At 59.8% G+C, this 21482-nt stretch carries 15 protein-coding genes; 10 read left to right on the forward strand and 5 right to left on the reverse strand.

Translation table 11 applies throughout. The features are described 5' to 3' along the window. Positions 1 to 122 precede the first annotated feature (122 nt). From AB9L16_RS19850 to AB9L16_RS19860, 3 genes are read left to right on the forward strand one after another with little or no spacing between them, the layout of a single operon-like run. Positions 123 to 1214 (forward strand): glycosyltransferase family 1 protein, encoded by a 1092-nt coding sequence (locus tag AB9L16_RS19850; RefSeq protein WP_310218416.1) that lies wholly within the window; start codon positions 123 to 125, stop codon positions 1212 to 1214. Continuing rightward, positions 1207 to 1977, forward strand: coding sequence for a DUF2334 domain-containing protein (locus AB9L16_RS19855; protein WP_056787874.1), 771 nt, complete (start codon positions 1207 to 1209; stop codon positions 1975 to 1977). Before AB9L16_RS19850 ends, AB9L16_RS19855 begins: the two co-directional genes overlap by 8 nt. Then, positions 1974 to 2972, forward strand: a complete 999-nt coding sequence (locus AB9L16_RS19860; RefSeq protein ID WP_375122583.1) for a YbhN family protein — start codon at positions 1974 to 1976, stop codon at positions 2970 to 2972. Before AB9L16_RS19855 ends, AB9L16_RS19860 begins: the two co-directional genes overlap by 4 nt. Here the strand turns inward: AB9L16_RS19860 and AB9L16_RS19865 are convergent. Both AB9L16_RS19865 and purU read right to left on the reverse strand, forming a co-directional pair. Beyond that, complete coding sequence (locus AB9L16_RS19865) at positions 2956 to 3132, reverse strand: hypothetical protein (RefSeq protein WP_016773478.1); 177 nt, start codon at positions 3130 to 3132, stop codon at positions 2956 to 2958. The genes AB9L16_RS19860 and AB9L16_RS19865 overlap by 17 nt on opposite strands. An 81-nt stretch (positions 3133 to 3213) precedes the next feature. Continuing rightward, positions 3214 to 4062, reverse strand: coding sequence for a formyltetrahydrofolate deformylase (gene purU / locus AB9L16_RS19870; protein ID WP_041479808.1), 849 nt, complete (start codon positions 4060 to 4062; stop codon positions 3214 to 3216). A 337-nt stretch (positions 4063 to 4399) separates the two neighbouring features. Between purU and mvaT the strand changes: the two genes are divergently transcribed. Then, on the forward strand, positions 4400 to 4777 hold the full coding sequence (gene mvaT, locus AB9L16_RS19875; RefSeq protein ID WP_016773476.1) for a histone-like nucleoid-structuring protein MvaT: 378 nt from the start codon (positions 4400 to 4402) through the stop codon (positions 4775 to 4777). A gap of 97 nt (positions 4778 to 4874) precedes the next feature. Here the strand turns inward: mvaT and sbcB are convergent, their stop codons facing one another. Beyond that, complete coding sequence (sbcB, locus tag AB9L16_RS19880) at positions 4875 to 6305, reverse strand: exodeoxyribonuclease I (protein ID WP_252878783.1); 1431 nt, start codon at positions 6303 to 6305, stop codon at positions 4875 to 4877. A 267-nt stretch (positions 6306 to 6572) separates the two neighbouring features. Between sbcB and AB9L16_RS19885 the strand changes: the two genes are divergently transcribed. The 6 genes from AB9L16_RS19885 to AB9L16_RS19910 are packed head-to-tail and all read left to right on the forward strand — an operon-like array spanning position 6573 to position 13271. After that, positions 6573 to 7289, forward strand: coding sequence for an RDD family protein (locus tag AB9L16_RS19885; RefSeq protein ID WP_150741936.1), 717 nt, complete (start codon positions 6573 to 6575; stop codon positions 7287 to 7289). Then, positions 7286 to 8263, forward strand: coding sequence for a stage II sporulation protein M (locus AB9L16_RS19890; RefSeq protein ID WP_150741935.1), 978 nt, complete (start codon positions 7286 to 7288; stop codon positions 8261 to 8263). The genes AB9L16_RS19885 and AB9L16_RS19890 overlap by 4 nt, the downstream gene beginning before the upstream one ends. Next, the gene (locus AB9L16_RS19895; RefSeq protein ID WP_375122584.1) at positions 8250 to 9788 is read left to right on the forward strand and encodes a DUF4129 domain-containing protein; all 1539 of its coding nucleotides are present in this window, start codon (positions 8250 to 8252) and stop codon (positions 9786 to 9788) included. The genes AB9L16_RS19890 and AB9L16_RS19895 overlap by 14 nt, the downstream gene beginning before the upstream one ends. Further along, positions 9785 to 10948: a DUF4350 domain-containing protein gene (locus AB9L16_RS19900; protein WP_375122585.1), complete on the forward strand. Its 1164-nt coding sequence runs from the start codon at positions 9785 to 9787 to the stop codon at positions 10946 to 10948. The genes AB9L16_RS19895 and AB9L16_RS19900 overlap by 4 nt, the downstream gene beginning before the upstream one ends. After that, positions 10945 to 11946, forward strand: a complete 1002-nt coding sequence (locus AB9L16_RS19905; protein WP_041479813.1) for a MoxR family ATPase — start codon at positions 10945 to 10947, stop codon at positions 11944 to 11946. The genes AB9L16_RS19900 and AB9L16_RS19905 overlap by 4 nt, the downstream gene beginning before the upstream one ends. After that, positions 11943 to 13271, forward strand: coding sequence for a DUF58 domain-containing protein (locus AB9L16_RS19910; protein ID WP_236168311.1), 1329 nt, complete (start codon positions 11943 to 11945; stop codon positions 13269 to 13271). The genes AB9L16_RS19905 and AB9L16_RS19910 overlap by 4 nt, the downstream gene beginning before the upstream one ends. A 9-nt stretch (positions 13272 to 13280) precedes the next feature. On the opposite strand, the gene AB9L16_RS19915 is transcribed toward AB9L16_RS19910, so the two are convergent. Both AB9L16_RS19915 and AB9L16_RS19920 read right to left on the reverse strand, forming a co-directional pair. Next, positions 13281 to 17342: an Ig-like domain-containing protein gene (locus AB9L16_RS19915; RefSeq protein ID WP_375122586.1), complete on the reverse strand. Its 4062-nt coding sequence runs from the start codon at positions 17340 to 17342 to the stop codon at positions 13281 to 13283. Further along, the gene (locus tag AB9L16_RS19920) at positions 17335 to 21432 is read right to left on the reverse strand and encodes a neuraminidase-like domain-containing protein (RefSeq protein WP_375122587.1); all 4098 of its coding nucleotides are present in this window, start codon (positions 21430 to 21432) and stop codon (positions 17335 to 17337) included. Before AB9L16_RS19920 ends, AB9L16_RS19915 begins: the two co-directional genes overlap by 8 nt. Positions 21433 to 21482 lie beyond the last annotated feature (50 nt).

Genomic DNA, 21482 nt, shown 5'->3' on the forward strand with positions numbered 1-21482 from the left:
CAACAAAACCCGAGTGACACCCCACCGCGCAATCCCGACCGAACATCTATTCTGGATAAAGGTCAATCAAGGGAGAACAACACAGCGGAGGGTTGCTCACCGTGCATATCGCCGACATCACCATGTTCTACGCCCCGGCCAGCGGTGGCGTGCGGACTTATCTGGATGCCAAACACCGTCGCCTTGGCGAGCGCAACGCCATTCGCCACAGCCTGCTGATCCCCGGCGCGAGACTGGGTGAACATGACGGCATTTATACGGTTCCAGCGCCCGCCCTGCCCTTTGGCAAAGGCTATCGCTTCCCGCTGCGGCTGGCGCCATGGCGAAACGTCCTGCAGGATCTGCAGCCGGATCTGATCGAAGTCGGCGATCCCTACCTCACCGCATGGGCAGCGCTGGATGCGCGGCGGCAGCTGGACGTTCCGGTGATCGGCTTTTATCACTCGGATCTGCCGCTGCTGGCGGGCAATCGCATGGGCCATTGGGTCACACCGAATGTCGAGGCTTACGTGACTCGTCTGTACGGCAATTTCGACCGCGTTCTCGCGCCGAGCCAGGTCATGGCCGACAAGCTCATCGGGCTTGGTGTACGCAATGTCCATGTGCAACCGCTGGGCGTGGATCTGCACACCTTCCATCCCGACGCCCGCGACCCCGGGCTGCGGGCCGAGCTGGGCATTGCCGAAGACACGCGCCTGCTGATCTTTGCCGGGCGCGGTTCCAAGGAGAAAAACCTGCCGGTGCTGCTCAAGTGCATGCAGCGCCTTGGTCCGCGTTATCACTTGTTGTTGGTCGGCTCGTCGATGCCTGCGGCGGTGCCGGACAACGTCAGCGTCATCGACGAATTCTGCCCGGCGCCGAAAGTCGCGCGGCTGATGGCCAGCGCCGATGCGCTGCTGCATGCCGGCGACCAGGAAACCTTCGGCCTGGTCATCCTTGAGGCCATGGCCTGCGGCATTCCCGTGGTGGCGGTGGCGGCCGGGGCGTTTGAAGAGATCGTCGAAGATTCCTGCGGCCTGCTCTGCGCACCGAATAATCCGCAGGCCATGGCCAATGCCGTGCGCGAGCTGTTCAGTCGCGGCTGCGCCCGCCTCGGTCAACAGGCGCGCCAGCACGTCGAACGGCATTATGCCTGGGACACCGTGGTCGACAGCCTGCTCAGCCACTATCACGCCGTGCTCGGCCATACGCTGCCACGGGTGGCCAATGGTTGAAGAAATGAAAGCTGTTTGCCTGGTGTTGCATGATGTGGCGCCCTCGACGTGGGCGGATTACCAGCCCTTCGTCGAGGCTGTCGATGCCTTGGGTGATGTGCCGATGACGTGGCTGGTGGTGCCGGATTTCCATCGCCACGATGCCCTTGACGCCAACCCGGCGTTTCGCCGAGTGCTCGATGCCAGGGTCACCCGAGGCGATGAACTGGCGCTGCACGGCTACTACCACGACGATCAGGAACCCATGCCAAACACCCCGCGCGACTGGTTCATGCGCCGGGTCTACACCCACGAAGGCGAGTTTTACCGCCTGTCCCGCGAAGCTGCCCTTGCCCGCCTGCACGCAGGTCTGGACATGTTTCAGCGCTTCGACTGGCCGGTGCAGGGTTTCGTCGCCCCGGCCTGGCTGATGAGCGACGGCACCCGCCAGGCCTTGCGCGAATTACCGCTCAGTTACACCAGCGATCCGCAGCATCTTTATCGCTTGCCCGACTTCAGCGCCATAGATGCACCGGGGCTGGTGTGGAGTGCGCGCAGTGCCTGGCGTCGTGGCTTGTCGAAAATCGTCAGCGACCAGCGTGAACAGCGCTGGCGCGAGGCATCGGTGATTCGTCTGGGCCTGCATCCGGTGGACATGCGTCACCGCTTTTCTCGCGATTACTGGTTGCACACGCTGCAACGCCTGCTGGCGGAGGGACGCGTGCCGCTGACCAAGATCGACTGGCTGGCCCGACAGCGCGGTCAGCTGGAACGCGCAGCATGAAGCGCAGCCTGTTGTTGCTGATCGGCCTGCTGGCGGCGGTACTGATTCCGGTACTGCTCGGCGGCGGCGAGACCTGGTCGCGCCTGCGCAGTTTTCCGCTGAACTGGCTGTTGATCATGTTCGGCATGATTCTGCTCTGCTGGGGGATCAATACGCTGCGCTTGCGTTTGTTGCTCGGCGACCAGCGAGAAAAAGTCGCGCCCTTGAAAAGCCTCGGCGTGGTGATGGCGGCCGAGTTCGCGTACTGCGCCACGCCCGGCGGTAGTGGCGGACCGCTGACGATCATGGCATTGCTCGCCCGGTGCGGCGTGCGTCCGGCGCGGGGCAGCGCGGTGTTTGCCATGGATCAGCTCAGCGATCTGCTGTTCTTTCTCTGCGCACTCAGCGGGATTCTGATCTATGCGCTGTTCCAGCACCTGAGCGATCGCCTCGAGTGGCTGCTGACCGTCAGCGCCGTTTCGTTGTTTGGGGGGTTGTTCAGTTGCGTGTTGATCGCGCGTTATCACCGAGCGTTGATTCGCCTGAGCGGGCGGCTGTTGGCAGGAATGAACGTGACGGCACGCACTCGTCGACGCTGGGCGCGCAAGTTGCTGCACTTTCTCGCAGCGTTTACCGATACCTTGAAGTTGCCCTGGCAGACGCTGGTTCAGGTGTTCGTCCTGACCTGCGTGCACTGGCTGCTGCGCTACAGCGTGCTGTATCTGGCCCTGCGCGGGCTCGGCGCGGATTTGCAGTGGGCGTGGAGCTTTCTGGTGCAGATGCTCTCGCTGGGCGCCGGCCAGTTCAGTCTGTTACCCGGCGGTGCCGGTGCGGCAGAGCTGACCTCGGCTGCGCTGCTCGCGCCGATGGTGGGCAAATCCACCGCAGCGGCGGCGATCCTGATCTGGCGCGTGGTGACGTATTACTTCTATCTGCTGGTTGGCGGCCCGGTGTTCGTGTTGATGCTGGGCAAGCCGTTGCTGAAGAAGTTGATGAACGTCAGGCAGGCTTCTTAGGTTCGTCCTGCTCTTGCTGGAGCTGCTCCCAAAGCTCGGCGGCACCGGGGAATTCGGTGCCGTCGTCCGGGCTCATGTCATCCGGGTCGTAACGACTCAGGCAACCCTCGCCGAGAGTGGCGGGCGCTTTGGAAGTGGCTTTGTCCAGCGGATCGCTCATGACTTTTCCTCGGGCTCAAATGACAAGGGCCTGAGCGATTCAACGCCCAGGCCCCTGGTTTTTCAAGCGTGTCGTGCTCGATCAGAACACAACCGTCTTGTTGCCGTGCACCAGCACGCGGTCTTCCAGGTGATAACGCAGACCACGGGCCAGCACCATCTTCTCGACGTCACGGCCGAAACGCACCATGTCTTCGATGCTGTCGCTGTGGCTGACACGCACCACGTCCTGCTCGATGATCGGGCCGGCGTCCAGCTCTTCAGTGACATAGTGGCAGGTCGCGCCGATCAGCTTCACACCACGCAGCGACGCCTGATGATACGGCTTGGCGCCGACGAACGATGGCAGGAAGCTGTGGTGAATATTGATGACTTTGTGCGCGTATTCGCGGCACATGTCCGGCGGCAGGATCTGCATGTAGCGCGCCAGCACCACCACTTCGGCGTCGTGCTGTTTGACCAGCCTCGATACTTCGTCGAATGCTGGCTGCTTGTCCTGCGGATTGACCGGCACGTGGTAGTAAGGGATGCCGTGCCACTCGACCATGCTGCGCAGGTCGTCATGGTTGGAGATCACGCAGGCGATTTCGCAATCCAGTTCATCGCTGTGCCAGCGGTGCAGCAGGTCGGCCAGGCAGTGGGATTCGCGGCTGGCCATCAGCACCACGCGTTTTTTCTGCTCGGTGTCGGTGATGCGCCAGTCCATCGAGAACTCTTCGGCGATCGGCGCGAACTTCTCGCGCAACTCTTCAATACCGAACGGCAGGGAATCGGCACGGATTTCGTGACGCATGAAGAACCAGCCCACTTGATTGTCAGAGTGGTGGCTCGCTTCGGTGATCCAGCCATTATGAGAGGCCAGAAAATTACTGACTTTGGCAACGATGCCAACGCGGTCCGGGCAAGAGATCACCAGCCGAAAAGTGCGCATGAGGGGGAAACTCCAGAACTTCACAAAGGCCGCCATTCTAGCGACTGCGCAGGAAAACTGCAGTACGCATACGCGCCGGGTGGGACAAAGCATGGTCAAACGGCTTTCTGGCGCAGGTCTTACGTCAAGACAGTGACGCTTTAGCGGGGCTTTTGTCAGACAACTGTAAATATCTGTGCTGACTGCATCACATTATTTAACGGAACATTCAAAGCGCGGCTAATTCCTGTAACTCATTTAAATAAAAAGCCGATCTAAATGTTTACTTGATGAAACAGCCTGACTATTATTGCGGCACTGTCCCCTGTCATTCAGCATTCTACAAAAGGTAGTACTCATGTCCTTGATCAACGAATATCGCGCCACCGAAGAAGCCATCAAAGAGCTGCAAGCCCGTCTGAAGAACCTGTCCGAAGACGACAAACTGCAAGCCGAACTGGAATTCGAAGGCAAACTGCGCACGCTGATGGGTGAATACTCCAAGTCCCTGCGTGACATCATCGCGCTGCTGGATCCAGAAGCCAAATCCAAGGCTCCACGTGGCGGCGCAGTGAAAACTACCGGCACCAAGCGTGCACGCAAAGTTAAGCAATACAAAAACCCGCACAACGGTGAAGTCATCGAAACCAAAGGTGGCAACCACAAGACTCTGAAAGAGTGGAAAGCCAAGTGGGGCGGCGACGTGGTTGAAGGCTGGGCGACCCTGCTGGGCTAAGCCGCAACGCCTTCGCAGAGCGATCCGCGAACAAAAGAACGCCAGCTAGCGCTGGCGTTTTTTTATGCCCGCAGATTAATTACGGGTATGTTCGATTTCACAGATTCAAACGTTTGCGTAATGCCTGGACATAATTCTGCCAGTCATTGAGTACCTCTCGCTGCATTGGCGTCGCACTAAGCGACCATTGCTCTGCCGCCTCGATAAATGACTGCACGGTATTCGGCGCACCGGCCTCAGGTTGCGTAAGGCGCTGCTGACAAAATAATTTCCAGCGCTCTTGCTCGGCCACGTCCAGGGTGTCCGGAAAGTTGCGTGCTCGATATCGAAAAAGTAATTCAGGCAAACGTTCATCATCGAAAGGCCACTGCTCTTGCGCCAACTGCGCAGGATCCGCCGTTCGAACTTGTTCGCATAAACGACGATCACGATCACCGATAAATCCATCGTACAACTGCTGCTCGGGATCTTCGCTGGGAGTGAAATCTTCGCTGGCATAAATCGCCGCGACTTTATCTTTCCAGACTTGTTGTGCGTCAGTTAGTCGCACTGCCCGCTCATGATAAAGCGCCATGTCCAGCCCAAGGCGCTGCTGGTCTTGTGCGCGCAATACCGCCAGCGGCGCTACAACCGGGCAGCGATTGATATGAATCAGCTTGAGCGGTACCGGTAACTCACCTTCGGCCAACTCATCGCGACGGGTATAAAGACGCTGACGCAAGGCTTGCGCATCGAGGTCCAGCAACCCCTGCGGATCAAGATGCAGATCACAGACGATCAAGGCGTTGCGATTTTTCGGGTGCCAGGCCAGCGGCAACACCACGCCGACATAACTGCGCGCCGCCGAGAAACGCCCGGACACATGCACCAGTGGCTGCAACAGGCGGATCTGATCCATCACCTTCTGTTTGCTGCGCAACTGGAACAGCCACTCGTAGAGCTTGGGTTGTTTCTCGCGAATCAGCCGCGCCAGTGCGATGGTGGCGCGCACATCCGACAGCGCCTCGTGGGCGTGCCCATGATCGATATTGTTGGCCGCCGTGAGACGTTCGAGCTTGAGGGTCACGCGGCCTTCATCATCGGTCGGCCAGACCAGACCATCGGGGCGCAATGCGTAAGCGGCGCGCACCACATCAATCAGATCCCAGCGACTGTTGCCACCCTGCCATTCACGGGCATAGGGGTCGAAGAAATTGCGATACAGGCTGTAGCGGGTCATTTCGTCGTCGAAACGCAAGGTGTTGTAACCGGCGCCACAGGTCCCCGGTGCGGCCAGTTGCGCATGTACGCGAGTCATGAAGTCGGCTTCGCTCAGGCCTTTTTCAGCGAGCTGGCCCGGGGTGATGCCGGTGATCGCGCACGCCGCCGGGTGCGGCAGGATGTCCTCGCTGGGCTGGCAATAGAGATTGACCGGCTCGTCGATTTCGTTGAGCGCATGGTCGGTGCGAATCCCGGCCACCTGCAGCGGTCGGTCGTTGCGCGGATTGATGCCAGTGGTTTCGTAGTCGTACCAGAAGATTGAAGTCACGGGCGAATCCTGAACAGAAGATCGGCGAAGTCTAGGCGTTTCAGGGTTGCCACGGCCAGCCTGGTCGCCCTCGAACAGCAATTTCTCCAGATTCCTACAACTGAAATGCATTGCCCTTGTGGGAGCGAGCCTGCTCGCGAAGGCTTTCCGTCAGTTGCACATAGGCTGACTGATCCACCACATTCGCGAGCAGGCTCGCTCCCACACCCGAGAGGCTGCTAGCATCAGGCGCACTTGCCCCCCGAACAGGCGAACATCAGGTAGCCCATGCTCGAGCCCACAGCACCGCGAAGGAAAGCACCGCTGGATACCCGGCATCAGGTCGAAACGCCGGAAGGCATCGACCTGCCACTGCGCCCCGCCGGGTTGATGGTGCGCGCCGTGGCGTTTGCCATCGATCTAGGCATTCGCGGCTTGATCCTCGGCGTGCTGTTTATCGCGCTGGCATTTCTCGGCAAGCTCGGCATGGGCCTCGGTTCCTTGCTGCTGTTTGCCATCAGCTGGTGGTACATGGTGCTGTTCGAGGTGCTGCGTCAGGGCCGTTCGCCGGGCAAGCAATGGCTGGGTTTGCGCGTGGTGCACGATGACGGCACGCCGATCGGCTGGTCGGCCTCGCTATTGCGCAACCTGCTGCGCTTTGTCGATCTACTGCCCTTCGGCTATTTCCTCGGTGCGCTCAGTTGCCTGCAACACCCAACCTTCAAACGCCTCGGCGACATTGCCGCCGGCACCTTGGTGGTTTACAGCGAACGCCCGCTGAGCCGCCCGCAACTGCCTGACGCTGAACCTCGCCGCTGCCCCGTTCCACTGACCTTGAGTGAACAACGCGCGGTACTCGGTTTCGCCGAGCGTCAGGCCGAGCTCTCTCCCGCACGGATCAACGAGCTGGCGGCATTGCTGGCGCAGCCGCTGCACATCTCTGCGCCCAAAGCCGTGTCTGAACTCAACGGCATCGCGCGCGGCCTGTTGGGGCCGACCCCATGAAGCAGAGCCTGTTCGAAAGTCGCCACAAGGCCGAATGGGAGCGCTTCGCCGTGGCGCTCGAACGCCTCGAACAAGGCAAGGAGACGCCGCAAGTCAGCGATTTCCCCAAGGCCTATCGGCGTCTCTGCCAACATCTGGCTCTGGCCCAGGCGCGCGGCTACAGCAGTTTTCTGATCGATTCATTGCAACAACAAGTGCTGCGCGGCCATCAACAGCTCTATCGGCATCGCAGTCGGCTCGGGGCGCAAATCATCAGCTTTATCCTCGCCGACTTCCCGCGACTGGTGCGCGAACAATGGCGCTTCGTTGCGGCCGCCAGCCTGTTGTTCTTCGGCAGCCTGATCGGTTTCGGCGTGCTGGTTTATCTGTTCCCGGAACTGATCTACAACCTGATCCCGGCCGAGCAGGTGCGCGAGATGCAAGGCATGTACGACCCCGTTGCCGGCCACCTCGGCCGCTCGGCGGAACGGGCGGCCAGCGAAGACTGGGTGATGTTCGGCTATTACGTGATGCACAACACGGGTATCGCCTTTCAGACGTTCGCCAGCGGTTTGCTGATGGGCGTGGGCAGCGGTTTTTTCCTGCTTTACAACGGCATGATCATCGGCGCGGTGGCCGGGCATCTCAGCGAGATCGGTTTCGGCCAGACCTTCTGGTCGTTCGTGATCGGTCACGGCGCGTTCGAACTGAGCGCCATCGCCCTCGCCGGAGCGGCGGGCCTGAAGCTGGGCTGGGCGCTGATCGCCCCCGGACGCCTGACATGGGGCGAGGCGCTGCGCCTGGCCGCGCGCAAAAGCGTGTTGCTGGTGTGTGGGGCCATGCTGTTCCTGTTGATCGCAGCATTCATCGAGGCTTATTGGTCGTCGAAAACCAGTGTCACGCCGCTGACCAAATACGCCGTCGGCGCCGCGCTGTGGCTGGCCGTCGCGGTTTATCTGTCGTTGGCCGGAAGGATTCGTCATGCGCCTGAGTGACGCCAGCGTAGTGATCCGCCCGCGCACGACCTGGGAAGCCATGGACCTGGGCGTGTTGATGAGCCAGCAGCATCGCCGGTTGTTGATGACCAGTTGGGCGATCGTCACCCTGCCGCTGTTCGCCCTGCTCAGCCTGTTGCTGTGGGATTGGCCATCACTGGCGGTGTTCATTTTCTGGTGGCTGAAACCGGCCTACGAACGCCTGCCGCTGTACATCCTCTCCAAAGCGCTGTTCGGTGAAACGCCAACCCTCAGACAAGCCTTGCGCGAGTGGCCGCGCCTGCTCAAGCCGCAACTGCTGGCCAGTCTGACCTGGCGACGGCTGAGTCTGAGTCGCAGCTTTGTGCTGCCGGTGACGCAACTCGAAGGCCTGAATGGCGAGGCCAGACAACAACGTCTGCAGGTGCTGCTGCAACGCAACGGTGGCGCCGCGCAATGGCTGACGATTATCGGCGTGCATCTGGAAACCGCACTGTGGATCGGCTTGATGCTGCTGTTCTACATGCTCTTGCCGCAGCAGATCGAAACCGACTGGGACTGGCAATCGCTGCTGCTTGCCGCCGATCAGGACTGGCGTTGGCTGGAACACCTGACCAACGCTTTTTATGCACTGATCCTGGTGGCCTGGGGACCGGTGTATGTCGCCTGCGGTTTCAGCCTGTACCTGAACCGCCGCACACAACTGGAAGCCTGGGACATCGAGCTGGTCTTCCGCCGTTTACGCCAGCGCTTGAACAACGGCGTGCTCGGTGTGTTGCTGGCGGCGTGTCTGCTGCTGCCGGACCTGCAACCGGTATGGGCCAGCGATGCGCCGGATGCTCCACGGTTGCTCAATCAGCCGCTGACCAGTCAGGCATCGCGCGACAGCATCCAGTCGCTGCTCGAACAACCGCCGTTCAAGAACAAGGAAAGCGTCACCCGCTATCGCTTCGGAGACGACCCGGCAAGCCCGACCAAGGACGCGCAACCGGGTGAGGCGCCGCAGTGGCTGAAAACCCTTCTCGGTTGGCTCGACGGTCGACACCTTGATGCCTTGGCGAACGTGATTGAGGTGCTGTTGTGGGGCGCGCTGATTGCCGCGCTGGGCTGGCTGGTCTGGCGTTATCGCGAATTTCTCCGGGCCTTCGTCAGTCGTCGCCCGAACCTGCCCTCGCGCAGCAAACCACCGGCGGCGCCACAAGTCTTCGGGCTGGATCTGAACCGTGAAACCCTTCCCGATGACATCGCCGCCAGTGCCGAACAATTGTGGCTGAGCGAACCTCGCGCCGCGCTGGGTCTGCTCTATCGCGGCCTGCTCAGCCATCTGCTGCATGATTTCGACCTGACGCTCAAAGCCGCCGACACCGAGAGCCAGATCCTCAACCGCATCGAGCAATTGCAACGCCCGGACCTGCTCGCCTACAGCCGCAACCTCACTGTTCACTGGCAGAACATGGCCTACGGGCACCGACTTCCAGCCGCGCACCTGCAAGCAGAGCTGTGTAACGGCTGGCGTGAATTGTTCAGCAAAGGATCCGGGCATTGAACCGGCGCATCGGCGGGTCGTTGGCTGCGCTGGCGCTTTTGCTGCTTGGCGGCTTGAGTCTGTTCCTCTACCTCAAAGCCCGTCCTTATCAGGAAGTCATCGATCACGGCCCCTCGCCTGCCGCGCAAGCCAATCCTTATCTGGCGGCGGAAATGTTCCTGCGCGAGCGCGGCCTCGCGGTCAGTCACGCCGAGACCCTGGCGGTACTGCCGCAGATCGATCCGCACAGCCACACCTTGTTGTTGTTCGGCGAGCGCGCCCGGATGACACCGCGTGAAGTCGATCAAGTGTTGAACTGGACTCGCGCCGGAGGACGTCTGGTGTTCGTCGCCGAATCGTTGTGGGATGCGCAAACCGGGCAAAGTAATGATCTGCTGCTCGATAAGGTGCAACTGCACCAATCGCTGAGCAAGGACTTGAAAGATCCTCCCGAGGACGGGGAAAAGGACCGCTTCCCGAAACTGACCAAACTGTATCTGGAAGATGAAGACGCGCCGGCCTACGCCGGTTTCGACACCGACTTCCACCTCGACGACCCGAACAATGTCGCGCAAGCCTGGGCCAACAGCGCCAAAGCCACGCACATGATGCAACGGGTGTACGGCCTCGGCACGATCACCGTGGTCACCGATGCCGAGCTGTGGAAAACCCCGGCTATCGGCAAATACGACAACGCCTGGCTGCTCTGGTATCTGAGCGCCGACACCGACGTCACGCTGATTTACAACACCGCGCACGATGGTCTGTGGACGTTGCTCTGGCGCTACTTTGCGCAGGCCATTGTCGCCCTGCTCGCCTTGATCGGTCTGTGGTTGTGGCAGGCGAGCGTGCGCCACGGGCCGGTGCAAATGCCCGCGCCAGCGGGTCGCCGTCAACTGCTGGAGCATCTGCGCGCCAGCGCCGATTTCCTCCTGCGCCACAACGGCCAGCAGGCGCTGCTCCAAGCCTTGCAACAAGACATCCTGCGCCGCGCGCGCCGCCGCCATCCCGGTTTCGATCAATTGAATGTGGCCGAACAATGGCTGGCGTTATCGCGCCTGACCCGGCAACCCACCCGCGCCATCAGCCAGGCCCTGAGCCCACGACCGAAGCAGCGTTTGTCCAGCGCCGAATTCAGCCGTCAGGTCGCTCATCTGCAAACCTTGAGGAACGCGTTATGACTGAACAGATCGAGCCCGGCAGCGCGACGCACGCCGCCCAGCAGCGCCAGCGTGCCAGCCAGTTGGCGCAAGCGGTGCGCAACGAATTGAACAAGGCGCTGATTGGCCAGGATGCGGTGGTCGACGCTGTCCTGACCGCGCTGATTGCCGGCGGCCACGTGCTGCTCGAAGGCGTGCCCGGCCTGGGCAAGACCTTGCTGGTGAGGGCCTTGGCTCGTTGCTTCGGCGGCGAGTTCGCGCGGATCCAGTTCACCCCGGACCTGATGCCCAGCGACGTCACCGGTCACGCCGTGTATGACTTGCAGACCGAGCAGTTCAAGCTGCGCAAAGGACCGCTGTTCACCAACCTGCTGCTGGCCGACGAGATCAACCGCGCCCCGGCGAAAACCCAGGCGGCGTTGCTCGAAGCCATGCAGGAGCGCCAGGTGACACTCGAAGGTCGCGCCCTGCCCATCGCGCAACCGTTCATGGTGCTGGCGACGCAGAATCCGATCGAACAGGAAGGCACCTATCCACTGCCGGAAGCCGAGCTTGACCGCTTCATGCTCAAGGTGCGCATGGATTACCCCGACGCCGATCAGGAGCTGAACATGGTCCGTCAGGTCTGTCGTTCGACCCGCGCCGACATGCTCGATGTGCAACCGCTGCGCACGGTGTTGCAAGCCAAGGATGTTCAAGCCTTGCAGCGCATCGCCAGTGACTTGCCGCTGGACGATCAGGTCCTCGATTACGCCGTGCGCCTGGCGCGCAGCACGCGCACCTGGCCGGGGCTGACCCTCGGCGCCGGGCCACGCGCCTCGATTGCATTGGTTCGCTGTGCCCGTGCCCGGGCGTTGTTGCGCGGCGGCGAGTTTGTAATCCCGGATGACATCAAAGGCTGCGCGCTGGCGGTGTTGCGTCATCGCGTGCGCATCGCGCCGGAGCTGGATATCGAAGGCCTGCAGGTCGATCAGGTGCTCACGCAATTGCTCGATCAAGTGCCGGCGCCGCGCCTGTGAAACCGTCTCGGCTGCTGCTGATCTGGCTGGCCCTGCTGGTGGTTGTCAGTATCGTGCTCGGCGCGTTGCAGGCGTTGCAGATCGACCTCCCGTCCAGCCTGATTTCGATCAACTGGGGTTTGCTCCTGGCGCTGCTGGCCTTGGCGGTGATCGACGCTGTGCGCCTCAGACGCCTGCCCTCGCCGCGCATCAAGCGACAGATGCCCGGCAGCCTGGCATTGGGGCGCTGGGCGGAGGTGAAGCTGGAGGTGGCCCATGAATTTGCCGAGCCACTGGCCATTGGACTCTTCGACCACGTTCCCGACGGCCTGGCGTTTGAACATCTGCCGATGCTTGTCGAGCTTCAACCCGGCCATTTCAGCCAGATCAGCTACCGTCTGCGTCCTCTCGAACGCGGGCATTTCAGCTTCGAACAGTGCGAAGTCAACCTGCCCAGCCCTTTGGGATTATGGTCCGGCAAACGCCTGCTCAGCGTCCGCGACGAGACCCGCGTCTTCCCGGACTTCGCCCGGCTTTACGGCGGCGAGTTGCGCGCCGTCGACAACTGGCTCAGCCAGCTCGGCGTGCGCCAGCGACAACGTCGCGGTCAGGGTCAGGAATTCCATCAGTTGCGCGAATTTCGCGAGGGCGACAGCCTGCGCCAGATCGACTGGAAAGCCACCGCCCGTCAGCGCACACCGATTGCCCGCGAGTACGAAGACGAAAGAGATCAGCAGATCATTTTCATGCTCGACTGCGGCCGGCAGATGCGCAGCCAGGACGGTGAGCTGTCGCACTTCGATCACGCGCTCAATGCCTGCCTGCTGCTCAGTTATGTGGCGTTGCGCCAAGGGGATGCGGTGGGCATGAGTACCTTTGCCGGTGATAAGCCGCGCCATGTCGCGCCGGTTAAAGGCAGCGGCCAACTGAATGTCTTGCTCAACGCTGTTTATGACCTTGGGAGCACTCAGCGCCCCGCCGATTATCAGGCTGCCGCCAACCAGCTATTGGCCCGCCAAAAGCGCCGGGCGCTGGTAGTGCTGGTAACCAATTTGCGCGATGAAGACGAGCAACTGCTGGCCGCAGTCAAACGCCTGAGCGCACAACATCGGGTGCTGGTGGCGAGCCTGCGTGAACAGGCGTTGGATACATTGCGCCAGACCACGGTGCAAACGTTGCCCGAGGCGCTCGCCTACTGCGGCACCATCGATTTTCTCAATGCCCGCTCGCAACTCCATGAGCGGCTGACTGCTCATGGCGTTGCAGTGATGGATGTTCGGCCCGCCGAGCTGGGGGCCGGACTGGTGACAAGTTACATGAGCTGGAAAAAGACCGCTGCGATCTGACAGATTCGATCAGTTGGTGACTGCAACATACACTGCGCCGCTGTCCGAAGTGCCGTCGCTGTTTTCTACTTTGACGACCAGCGAAATCTGCTCCGTAAGGTTCATCGGCCGCCAGTGAGCCTGGTATCGCCCGCGGTGATCGGTAAACGACTCAGTGAACGGTGCTCCATTAGTGGAAACAAGGATTTTCCGTCTGGGCATGGGCTCTCGCCCCTCCTTGGCCACAATCAGCGCGGTCATGGAGACGTAGGTCTGCAAGGGAACCGGATTAGGCGACGCAACAACGGATTCCACCGCTGCTGGACACTCAGTGACGGTCAACCAGAGCGTTTTTACCACCCAGCCAGCCAAACCACCCTTTACCGACGCCCGCAATGCAGCCTCGCCTGCTCCTCCCAAGACAATGCGCGCCGTTGCCTTGCCTTCGGCATCCGTCAGGGTTGTCGGCAGCGAGGTGCGGTCGTACTCCCACATCACTTCGACATTGGCCAAGGGTTGCGCGGTACTGGCTGACACTACCAGGACTTGCGCGGTCATCACCTGCCCCGGATACCCGCTCGGATCAGCGCTGATCAGTTCCTTGATCTCCCGGGGCTCGTGCAGAACAAACGGTAAAGAAATCGACTCCGAATACAGCGCATCGCCCACCGTAGCGGTCAGTTGCGCCGCACCCGGTGTCGTCGGCACAAACCGTATCCGCGCTTCACCGTAGAAGTTGGTAGTGGTGGTCACCTCACCAAGGTCCGGACTGCTCCAGACAACCTTCATCCCCACCATCGGTCTGCCACTGATGCCCGACACAATGGTGATCTGCTCAGATACAGCCTCGCCCCAAAACAGCGTCTGACTGCTGCGCGAACGATCCGCAATTTTTACCACCTGCGCGCCTTGCCCCAGCGACATTGCAATAACCGGAGAAAGCCTGGCCAACCGCGCCGAGGAAAAGCGCAGGCCGAAACGCCCGTCCTTGAGGTCGCCCGCGTTGAACCGATAGGTCATTCCAGCGCTCGAGAAAAGCCTGGGGTCACCCAGACGTGGCTCCTCGAAGCGCATGCCCAATTCCGTCGGCCCGGTGCCGGTCATGCCCAGCGTCAGGTGCTGGTCAAACAACGCGCTGCCCGCCGGGGCACTCACGCGCAATTGGTGCTGCCCCTTGCGCCGAGGGAACTCAGCGCTTTGACCCAGTGGCTGAAACGGTTGGGAGTCGAAACTGTATTCAAATCCGGCCCAGGGATCCCCTTCCAGCGCTAGAACCTTCATGGTTCGGCGCTCTTCAAAACGGTCATAAGGGCTGATAACCGCCGCTGTCACCACATGTTCACCTGCAGTGGCTGGCGCAAAGGGAAAACCACTCCAGCCGTCGGCAGCCGTCCTGTGCTCTTCGGTGCTGCCGTCGCCTGTCCATTGAACAGGCACTTGATCCAGAGCGAGGTCGGGACGATAAGGGGAGCGTACCTTCAGCCACATCCACGCAGGATCCTGCCCAATGACCGGATCCACCGCAGATGCACGGGCGTCTTCGATAGTGATTTTATTGTGGCCCAGGGTCATCGTATTGATGTCGCTGAAACCATGGGTATCGATAACGAACCGAAGTGCGAAGACACCGGGTTTGGTACTTTTTGAACAGTCCAGCGTCCAGATAAACCCGCTGTCATCCACAAAATTTTCGCTTCCGCGGGGTGGACTCAATTCGATTCCGAGCTCTGCCGCCGGGCTTCCACTCCATACCAGATCCATGGCAATACCCACTAAAGGGCTTAGCGCATTGGTGCGGAAGATATAGCGATGTACAGCGCCGATACACGGAAAGAGCGGCTGGCCCCTGAGATCGGTCATCTGATCCAGGACCACGGTCATTTCTTCATGGAGGTCAGGTGATAACAGTCGGCAAGAAAAATCCTTGTTCGTGAGAGTGTCAGTGCGCAAACTCACCTCGAAAATACTGCTGGTACTTTCGATACGATCAGAGCTGAACAACCAACTCAGATCTTCCCCTTCGCGCAATATTCTCGGTACGTCAAGGTCGCTCACCGCCAGACCGTTCTCTGGATTTTCGTTCCGCCATCCGAGCGTAATTGCCTCGCCAATCAACGGGCTGCCCGCTAATGCCCGGACCGTCAGGATATGCCTCTGGCCGCGCTTGCATGCGATTCCGTCATGGGCAATCGGAACGACATCAAACGTGATGCTGACCTTGTCCTTCCATTCGTCTCGTGCAAACGCCGTGACCGAAAATGAGTGTTCATCTGCCGGCCCGCCTTCGTAGGCACTCACACTGGCGGTAATCGTCTCGTTGCTCAAAGCCGTCAACGGTCGGTAATACAGGCTGGCCCAGCCCCCACTGCCGGTACGAGACTCGACAATGCCCTCGGGGGTTTGCCTGTCGACGATTGCATCAATCACTGGCTCACCGGCACCTTTGTCAGTGACATGCACCACCTGCACCCGCATCAACGTCTTTTCGGAGTCCTCGACAACCGGTGAAATATTCGGGCCGCGCGTGTCAGCGATCCTGACCTTGTTGCGCGCCAGCGACATGGGTTTACGCGGCGATGGCAGTAACAGCTTCGAGCAGACCAATGACAGTTCGAAGCGACCGTCCAGCCAGTCCTCGCAGGCCAGCGTCCAGAGACTATCGTCCCCATCGAAAGCGACCGGTTGCTGGAGTGGCGGGTTGACCGTGACCTTCAGCTCTTCATGCCCGACGCCGCTCCAGTGCAGCGATAGATCAGTCGCCAGCAAAGGGCTGTCGGCGGGCAAGCGCACAATGAAGGGGTAATCAGTGCCACGATTGGGATAACCGATCGCGCTCCACAGGGTTACCTGCGATTCGACAACGCAACGCAAGTCCATCCAGGGATCGGTCGCCAGCACCGTGACCGAAAACTCGAGAGTCACCTCGCCACTAGGGTAATAAGGACTGTCGACCGAAGCTGTGAGGACGAAATCGCCTGCTTGCTCAGGAACGAAATCGAAGTAGACCAAGCCTTGTTCATCAGTGATGCTGGTGCCCAGCACACCTTGCCCGGCAGTCGTCCACCTGACTTCCCGGCCATCAAGCGCCTGACTGGTGTAGTAAGAGAGAACCTGCACACCCAAACGGACACTTTGCGCATACTCCAGGACCGGGTAATAAGCCGCGCACTGTACTTCGCGAAGCGCTAATCGATGATGCCCCAACGATACGTCAATCGTGTAAGGCTCGGCGTTGTACTGGTTCACCAGACTTATCGTGAAGTCATGAGCCTTTTCCTCCTGCATATCCGGGCAATCGAGCGACCACTGCGACAATAGCGGTTGATAGGCGCCCCAGTCGGGGGTCGCCTTGACTGACTCCATCGGGTTGCCGTGAATGATCAATGCGATATTCGTATCCAGCCAGGCGCTGCCGTCTGCCGGAATAAAAGACAGGCCGTGGGGAATGAACAGAGAGTCGTCCGGGTCATCGCCAAGGGAAGCGCCCAGGCAAAGGTATAACGTCTGGCCTGGTGGCAGATCTTCGCTATCCAGTCGCACCGTCTGCAGTTGCAGCGGTTCAAGCTTCAGTTGCAGGTCGATTCGAGTGATGCAGATTGCCGAACGATTGTCGCCCGTGTTGTCAGGGACACCGCTGACCTCGAAGCTCAATGCGTCATCGCTGACGAATTCCAATTGATCCAGCGACCGTTGATACGCGCGCGGCTTGAATTCAAGCGGCTGTCCCGCCAGCCGTCGGGCGTTTTCGAGCTCCGGATTCCGACCTTCTTGCGCCGTGAGCTCGATGCTCATCAACACTTCACCGCGCTTGCGGATGTGCAACCAGCCCGATTCGCCCGACCATGAAACGCCGGGCCGCAGTTCACATAGAAACGTCAGTTCGTAACCGGCTTGTGCACCGGGGGTTTTGGGAGCTTTGACTTCCTGTGTGGCCGAAGCCCCGACACCGACCTCCATGAAATTGACTAACTCGCCATCATAAAACTCGCTCGCCAGGCCAACCCTACCGCTGGTACGCCACTCTTTGAGCCGATCATTGAAGTCACCATTGAGCAGCAGGCTTTCATTTTTTTGCACGACGGGCTCATTCATGATCGCTGGCTCCGTTGCGTTGGCGCGCCAGGTAGGTGTTTTCAGCCTCGGTCACCAGGTCTGTGACCTTTTGGACGTACGTCGGCTCGCCGGCCTTGATGGAGTACCGCACGCGAAGAATGATATTGGTCAAGGATTTGAGCATTGCAGCTTGCGGCTGATTAAGCGGGCGAGGAAAACTCAGCCGCCAATGGGAAACGGCACCCGTGTATTCAAACGGGTTGAGCAATCCTTCGTCGGGTTTCTGGTGGGTCTGGCCATTATCGCCAAGCCCGACCGACAAAACGATCTGCTGACCGCTGCGCAGGTTGAACAGCAGATCGCCAGGTGCGATTGCGGTGGGCTTATGCAAATACTGCACAGACTGTGTGGTCGGTCGGGTCGCGGTCACGCTACTGATCTGCTGCAACGTTGCCCGCACATCCTCGTAGGGACCGGCCAGCACAGGCAGATCGACTTCCACCGAACTGATCTGCCGGCAGAAATGGCCAGGATGATCACGGTCGAACAACAACTGGGTCAGTCTGAACTCCAACACACCTGTTGCCATCAATTGCGCGTGTGCATCTGCCCAGCTGGCTATGCCCTCTTGAGGCTCGATTCTGTCGTCGTACAACTGCTGCAAGGAAATGGTTTTGATCAGTTCCGGCCGCCGCTCGTAGCTTTGCAAGCGCCTGCGCTCCTGGTCCAGCAGGTACATATGCAGTTGTTCACCCGAGCCCAGACCATAACGGTGATCGAGCCAGGCCTGAGGCAAAGGGACGGGGGCATCATAATCCCCGGTTTCGGCAGCCAGTGAAGCCTGAGCACTAAGGCACAGGCTGACGACTGCGTCGTACGCCTGATAGTGCAGAGCCTTGAGCTGGCCAAGCATCCAGCCGAACAGCTCGGCATTGCTCGCGCGTTTTTTAAGGAAGTTGTACATGGTCAACGCTTGGCTGTTGGCCCTGAGCGTCTGTTCAAGGCTGGACCTCGCCGCGCTGACCGCATGGCTTTGCGCTTCGATCTGCGCATCGATTGCGCCCACCTCCGCCAGCGCCTGATCGCGTTGCAGCGCCCACTCACTGCGGCGACGGCGATAACCTTCAGTGGTGGCCTGTCGGTCGGCGTCGATTTGCAGCAATGACGAAGAAACCTCCAGGCCGAAAGCCACCGCATCGAAAGTGTGTTCGGGTTTGAAGCCACCGTTGGAAGTACCATAGATTTTTGGCAACGCCGCGATGACGCCCCCTGCCACCCTGACAACTTTGGCCTGCAGTGCTGATGTCTTCGACTGCTGCAGACTGGCCATGACCTGATACTCGATCGGCGAAACGTTTTCGCTGTAACGCATTGCATAGGCGTCGGCCCGGTCCTGCGCCATTGCCCGACTCTGCTTCAGCGCTGTGACATTCGCCTCCAATTGGGCGATGGATTGTTCCTGTACCGTTTCGGCATAGCGACCCAGCTCGAGCAAATGGTTCTGCTGCGATTCTTCCTGCTCGGCACGGTCGCGTTGCTCGAGCAGACGCAGCACCAGACTGCCGAAATCCCGCAGGCTCTGTACTCCGCGCAACGCGACTTCGAACGTGACCCGCCAGCGATACGCATTGACCACCAGGCGCCCGCCCATCGGTCTGGGCCCGGCCGCGCTACCAGCGGCCAGATCGCGGAGCAATTGCCTGGGATCGGTCATCGGGCTGAACAGCAACACGTCCAGCGGTTTGCCATCGATCGTGAGATTGTTGCGCAGGTTATCAAGGCGTTGCTGCGGCTTTGCGAACAGGTCGAGCAGCGATTGATTGATCGGAATTCTAAAAGGTTCGCAGGCCAACAAACCCAGGATCGGCGGGGTGTCGGAAGCGATCGGGTAATCTGCCAGGTTGAAATCCAGCGTTTTTTCAAGCGCTTCAAGCAGGGGTCGCGATTCGCAATTGTCCAAGAGGTTTTCCACGGTGTCGGTCTGCCAACGAGTCGCTGTGTCGGCGGTGGGCGCCTTGCCCATCAGAAACCCGGCCTGGACATAGCAAAGCTTGGCGGCCACCAGACTGTCACGGGTCAATTGTCGGTAATACCAATCGCCCCACGCCATCAGGTTTTCTACGTAGTCGGTGAACATCAGGATCTGAAAATGTGCGGGTGCGGCATAGCCAATGGCATCCGGATCGAGGGGATTCTGGATTTCCCACCCTGGATTGCCCGGCGCTGTTGCGATATCCAGAGGCCGGCAACGCCAATACGCCGGTTTCGGGTTCGCGATCGGAACCGGCGGATTGGCCGGATCTGCGGTGGCCTGTGGATCGAATACGTAATGCAGCCAGCTCTGCGCTTCCTGAAAGCGTTCTTCGTCGCGCAACCGGGTGGCGATCAAATGCGGCAGGTGAAAAAACAGCTCCCAGAAGTTCAGACCATTGGCACCGTCGAAGGCACCATTGGGTGGTTCAACGAACTCTGCGCCGATCGGCGACGGTTCGCGAATGAACTGGTTGGACCAGTCCAGCACTGCGTCCACGGAAATATTCGAGCATCTCACCAGTTCCGAGCCAAACAAGGAATTGAGCCGAATGAATTTCAACGCCAGTCCAGTTTGATTGAATGAAAGAAACTGTGCCCCGTCGGTACTGTTCTTGTGCAGAGCTGGCGGGACGAAATCCATGAGATCGACAATCGTCAGGTCGAACTCTTTCTGTCCTGTCGGGGAAGTGGGAGAGGCGAATGAAAAAATGACTGGCGTGGGCCAGGTGCCTTTCGTCCGCGAGGAAGTCCACGACTGAGTTACCCAGCCCCCGCCTGCATCCTGTTCTTCGAGGATCGGCGGCGGGTCACTATCAGAAGGCAGACCTGCAATTTGCAGCACCATTTTCAACCGAGCGCTGTCCAGGCCCGAGGGGCTGCAAAAACCCTGCACCGTCAGCACATCTTTGTCATCCGCGCGCGTTGCCATAACGTGCAGGTCGAGATAGGGCGTCAGGGAACCATGGGTCTGTATGCGAGTGACAACAGTCACCTGACTGTTCAGTGGGTGCTGAACCGTATCGTTGCTGACGAATCGCTCCTCAAGCGCCAGATCCAGCCATGCGCCACCGTCCAGAAGGGGGCGCATCAGAACGTCGTAGACACCATGCACCCGCAGACTGCCGGATGGCGAAGATAGGTTGCCCGTCAATAAAATCCCCAACTTGCCCTTCGGATTCAGATAATCGACCTGCACCGTCGCAATCAGTCTGGAGCTCGCCAAACCCTCGTCCTTGTGTTCTGAACTGTGCACACACAACGGCGCAGACCACTGCCCGTTCTGCTTCATGAATGCCAGATTGATCACCAGTTTGCTCGGGCTGAGCGACTCCGCTGCGCTCGCGACTACCGCGTCGCGCCATTCGGCCCAGACCACACACAACCGGCCATTCCAGAACACGGGGCGGATATCCAGCACCTGATCGGCGGTCGGGATTTCCACGGCCTGCCATTCACTCCAGACCGCCGGATTGACCGAAACGCTGGTTGCGCCCAGTTCGATCTCGGCCTTGCGCCAGAAATACTGAAACGGCTGCACCCGCTGCCGCCCCAGAAAGTAGTAATCAGCTTTGGCCGGTGTCACGCCGTCCATGAAACAGCTGATCACATCGAGATCGCAGACTTGTTCGAATGCCTGCAAATAATCCTGCAGCGCCGCCTGCACGGTATCTTTGTCCAGACGGGCCTGGTTCAGGTTGTTTTCCAGATTCTTGAACAGACTGGTTTTGCGCAATCGCACCGATGGAACGATGAAGTTTTCCGCATAGCATGAAATCTGGTGGGGCACGGTCCAGTCGGGATAATTGCTGAAAATCTCCCATTCGCGCAGATGACGCTTGTCGAACTCGTGATCCCGGAATCCTGGTTCCAGCTTTCGATACACCGCATGGATGTACTGCTGCACACAACTTATCGCTTCGGCAACTCTGGAACTCTTGACCTGATAAGTATCCAGAGGATCCATGCGCAGCAATTCAAACAAGTCTTCAGGTGTTTTCAGAAAAGGGTATTTATCATTGGCCACTTGACCGATGCAGTATTCAAGAAGTGCCGAGCGACGTTTTTCCAGCAGCCCGCCAATATTACTCAGTGCCATGATCTTGCTCCTTGGAATATGGCCCGGGGAAAAACGTTCGCCAGGCGGTA

Source organism: Pseudomonas sp. LW8 (assembly GCF_041956865.1).
In the GTDB taxonomy this organism is placed as follows: domain Bacteria; phylum Pseudomonadota; class Gammaproteobacteria; order Pseudomonadales; family Pseudomonadaceae; genus Aquipseudomonas; species Aquipseudomonas siliginis.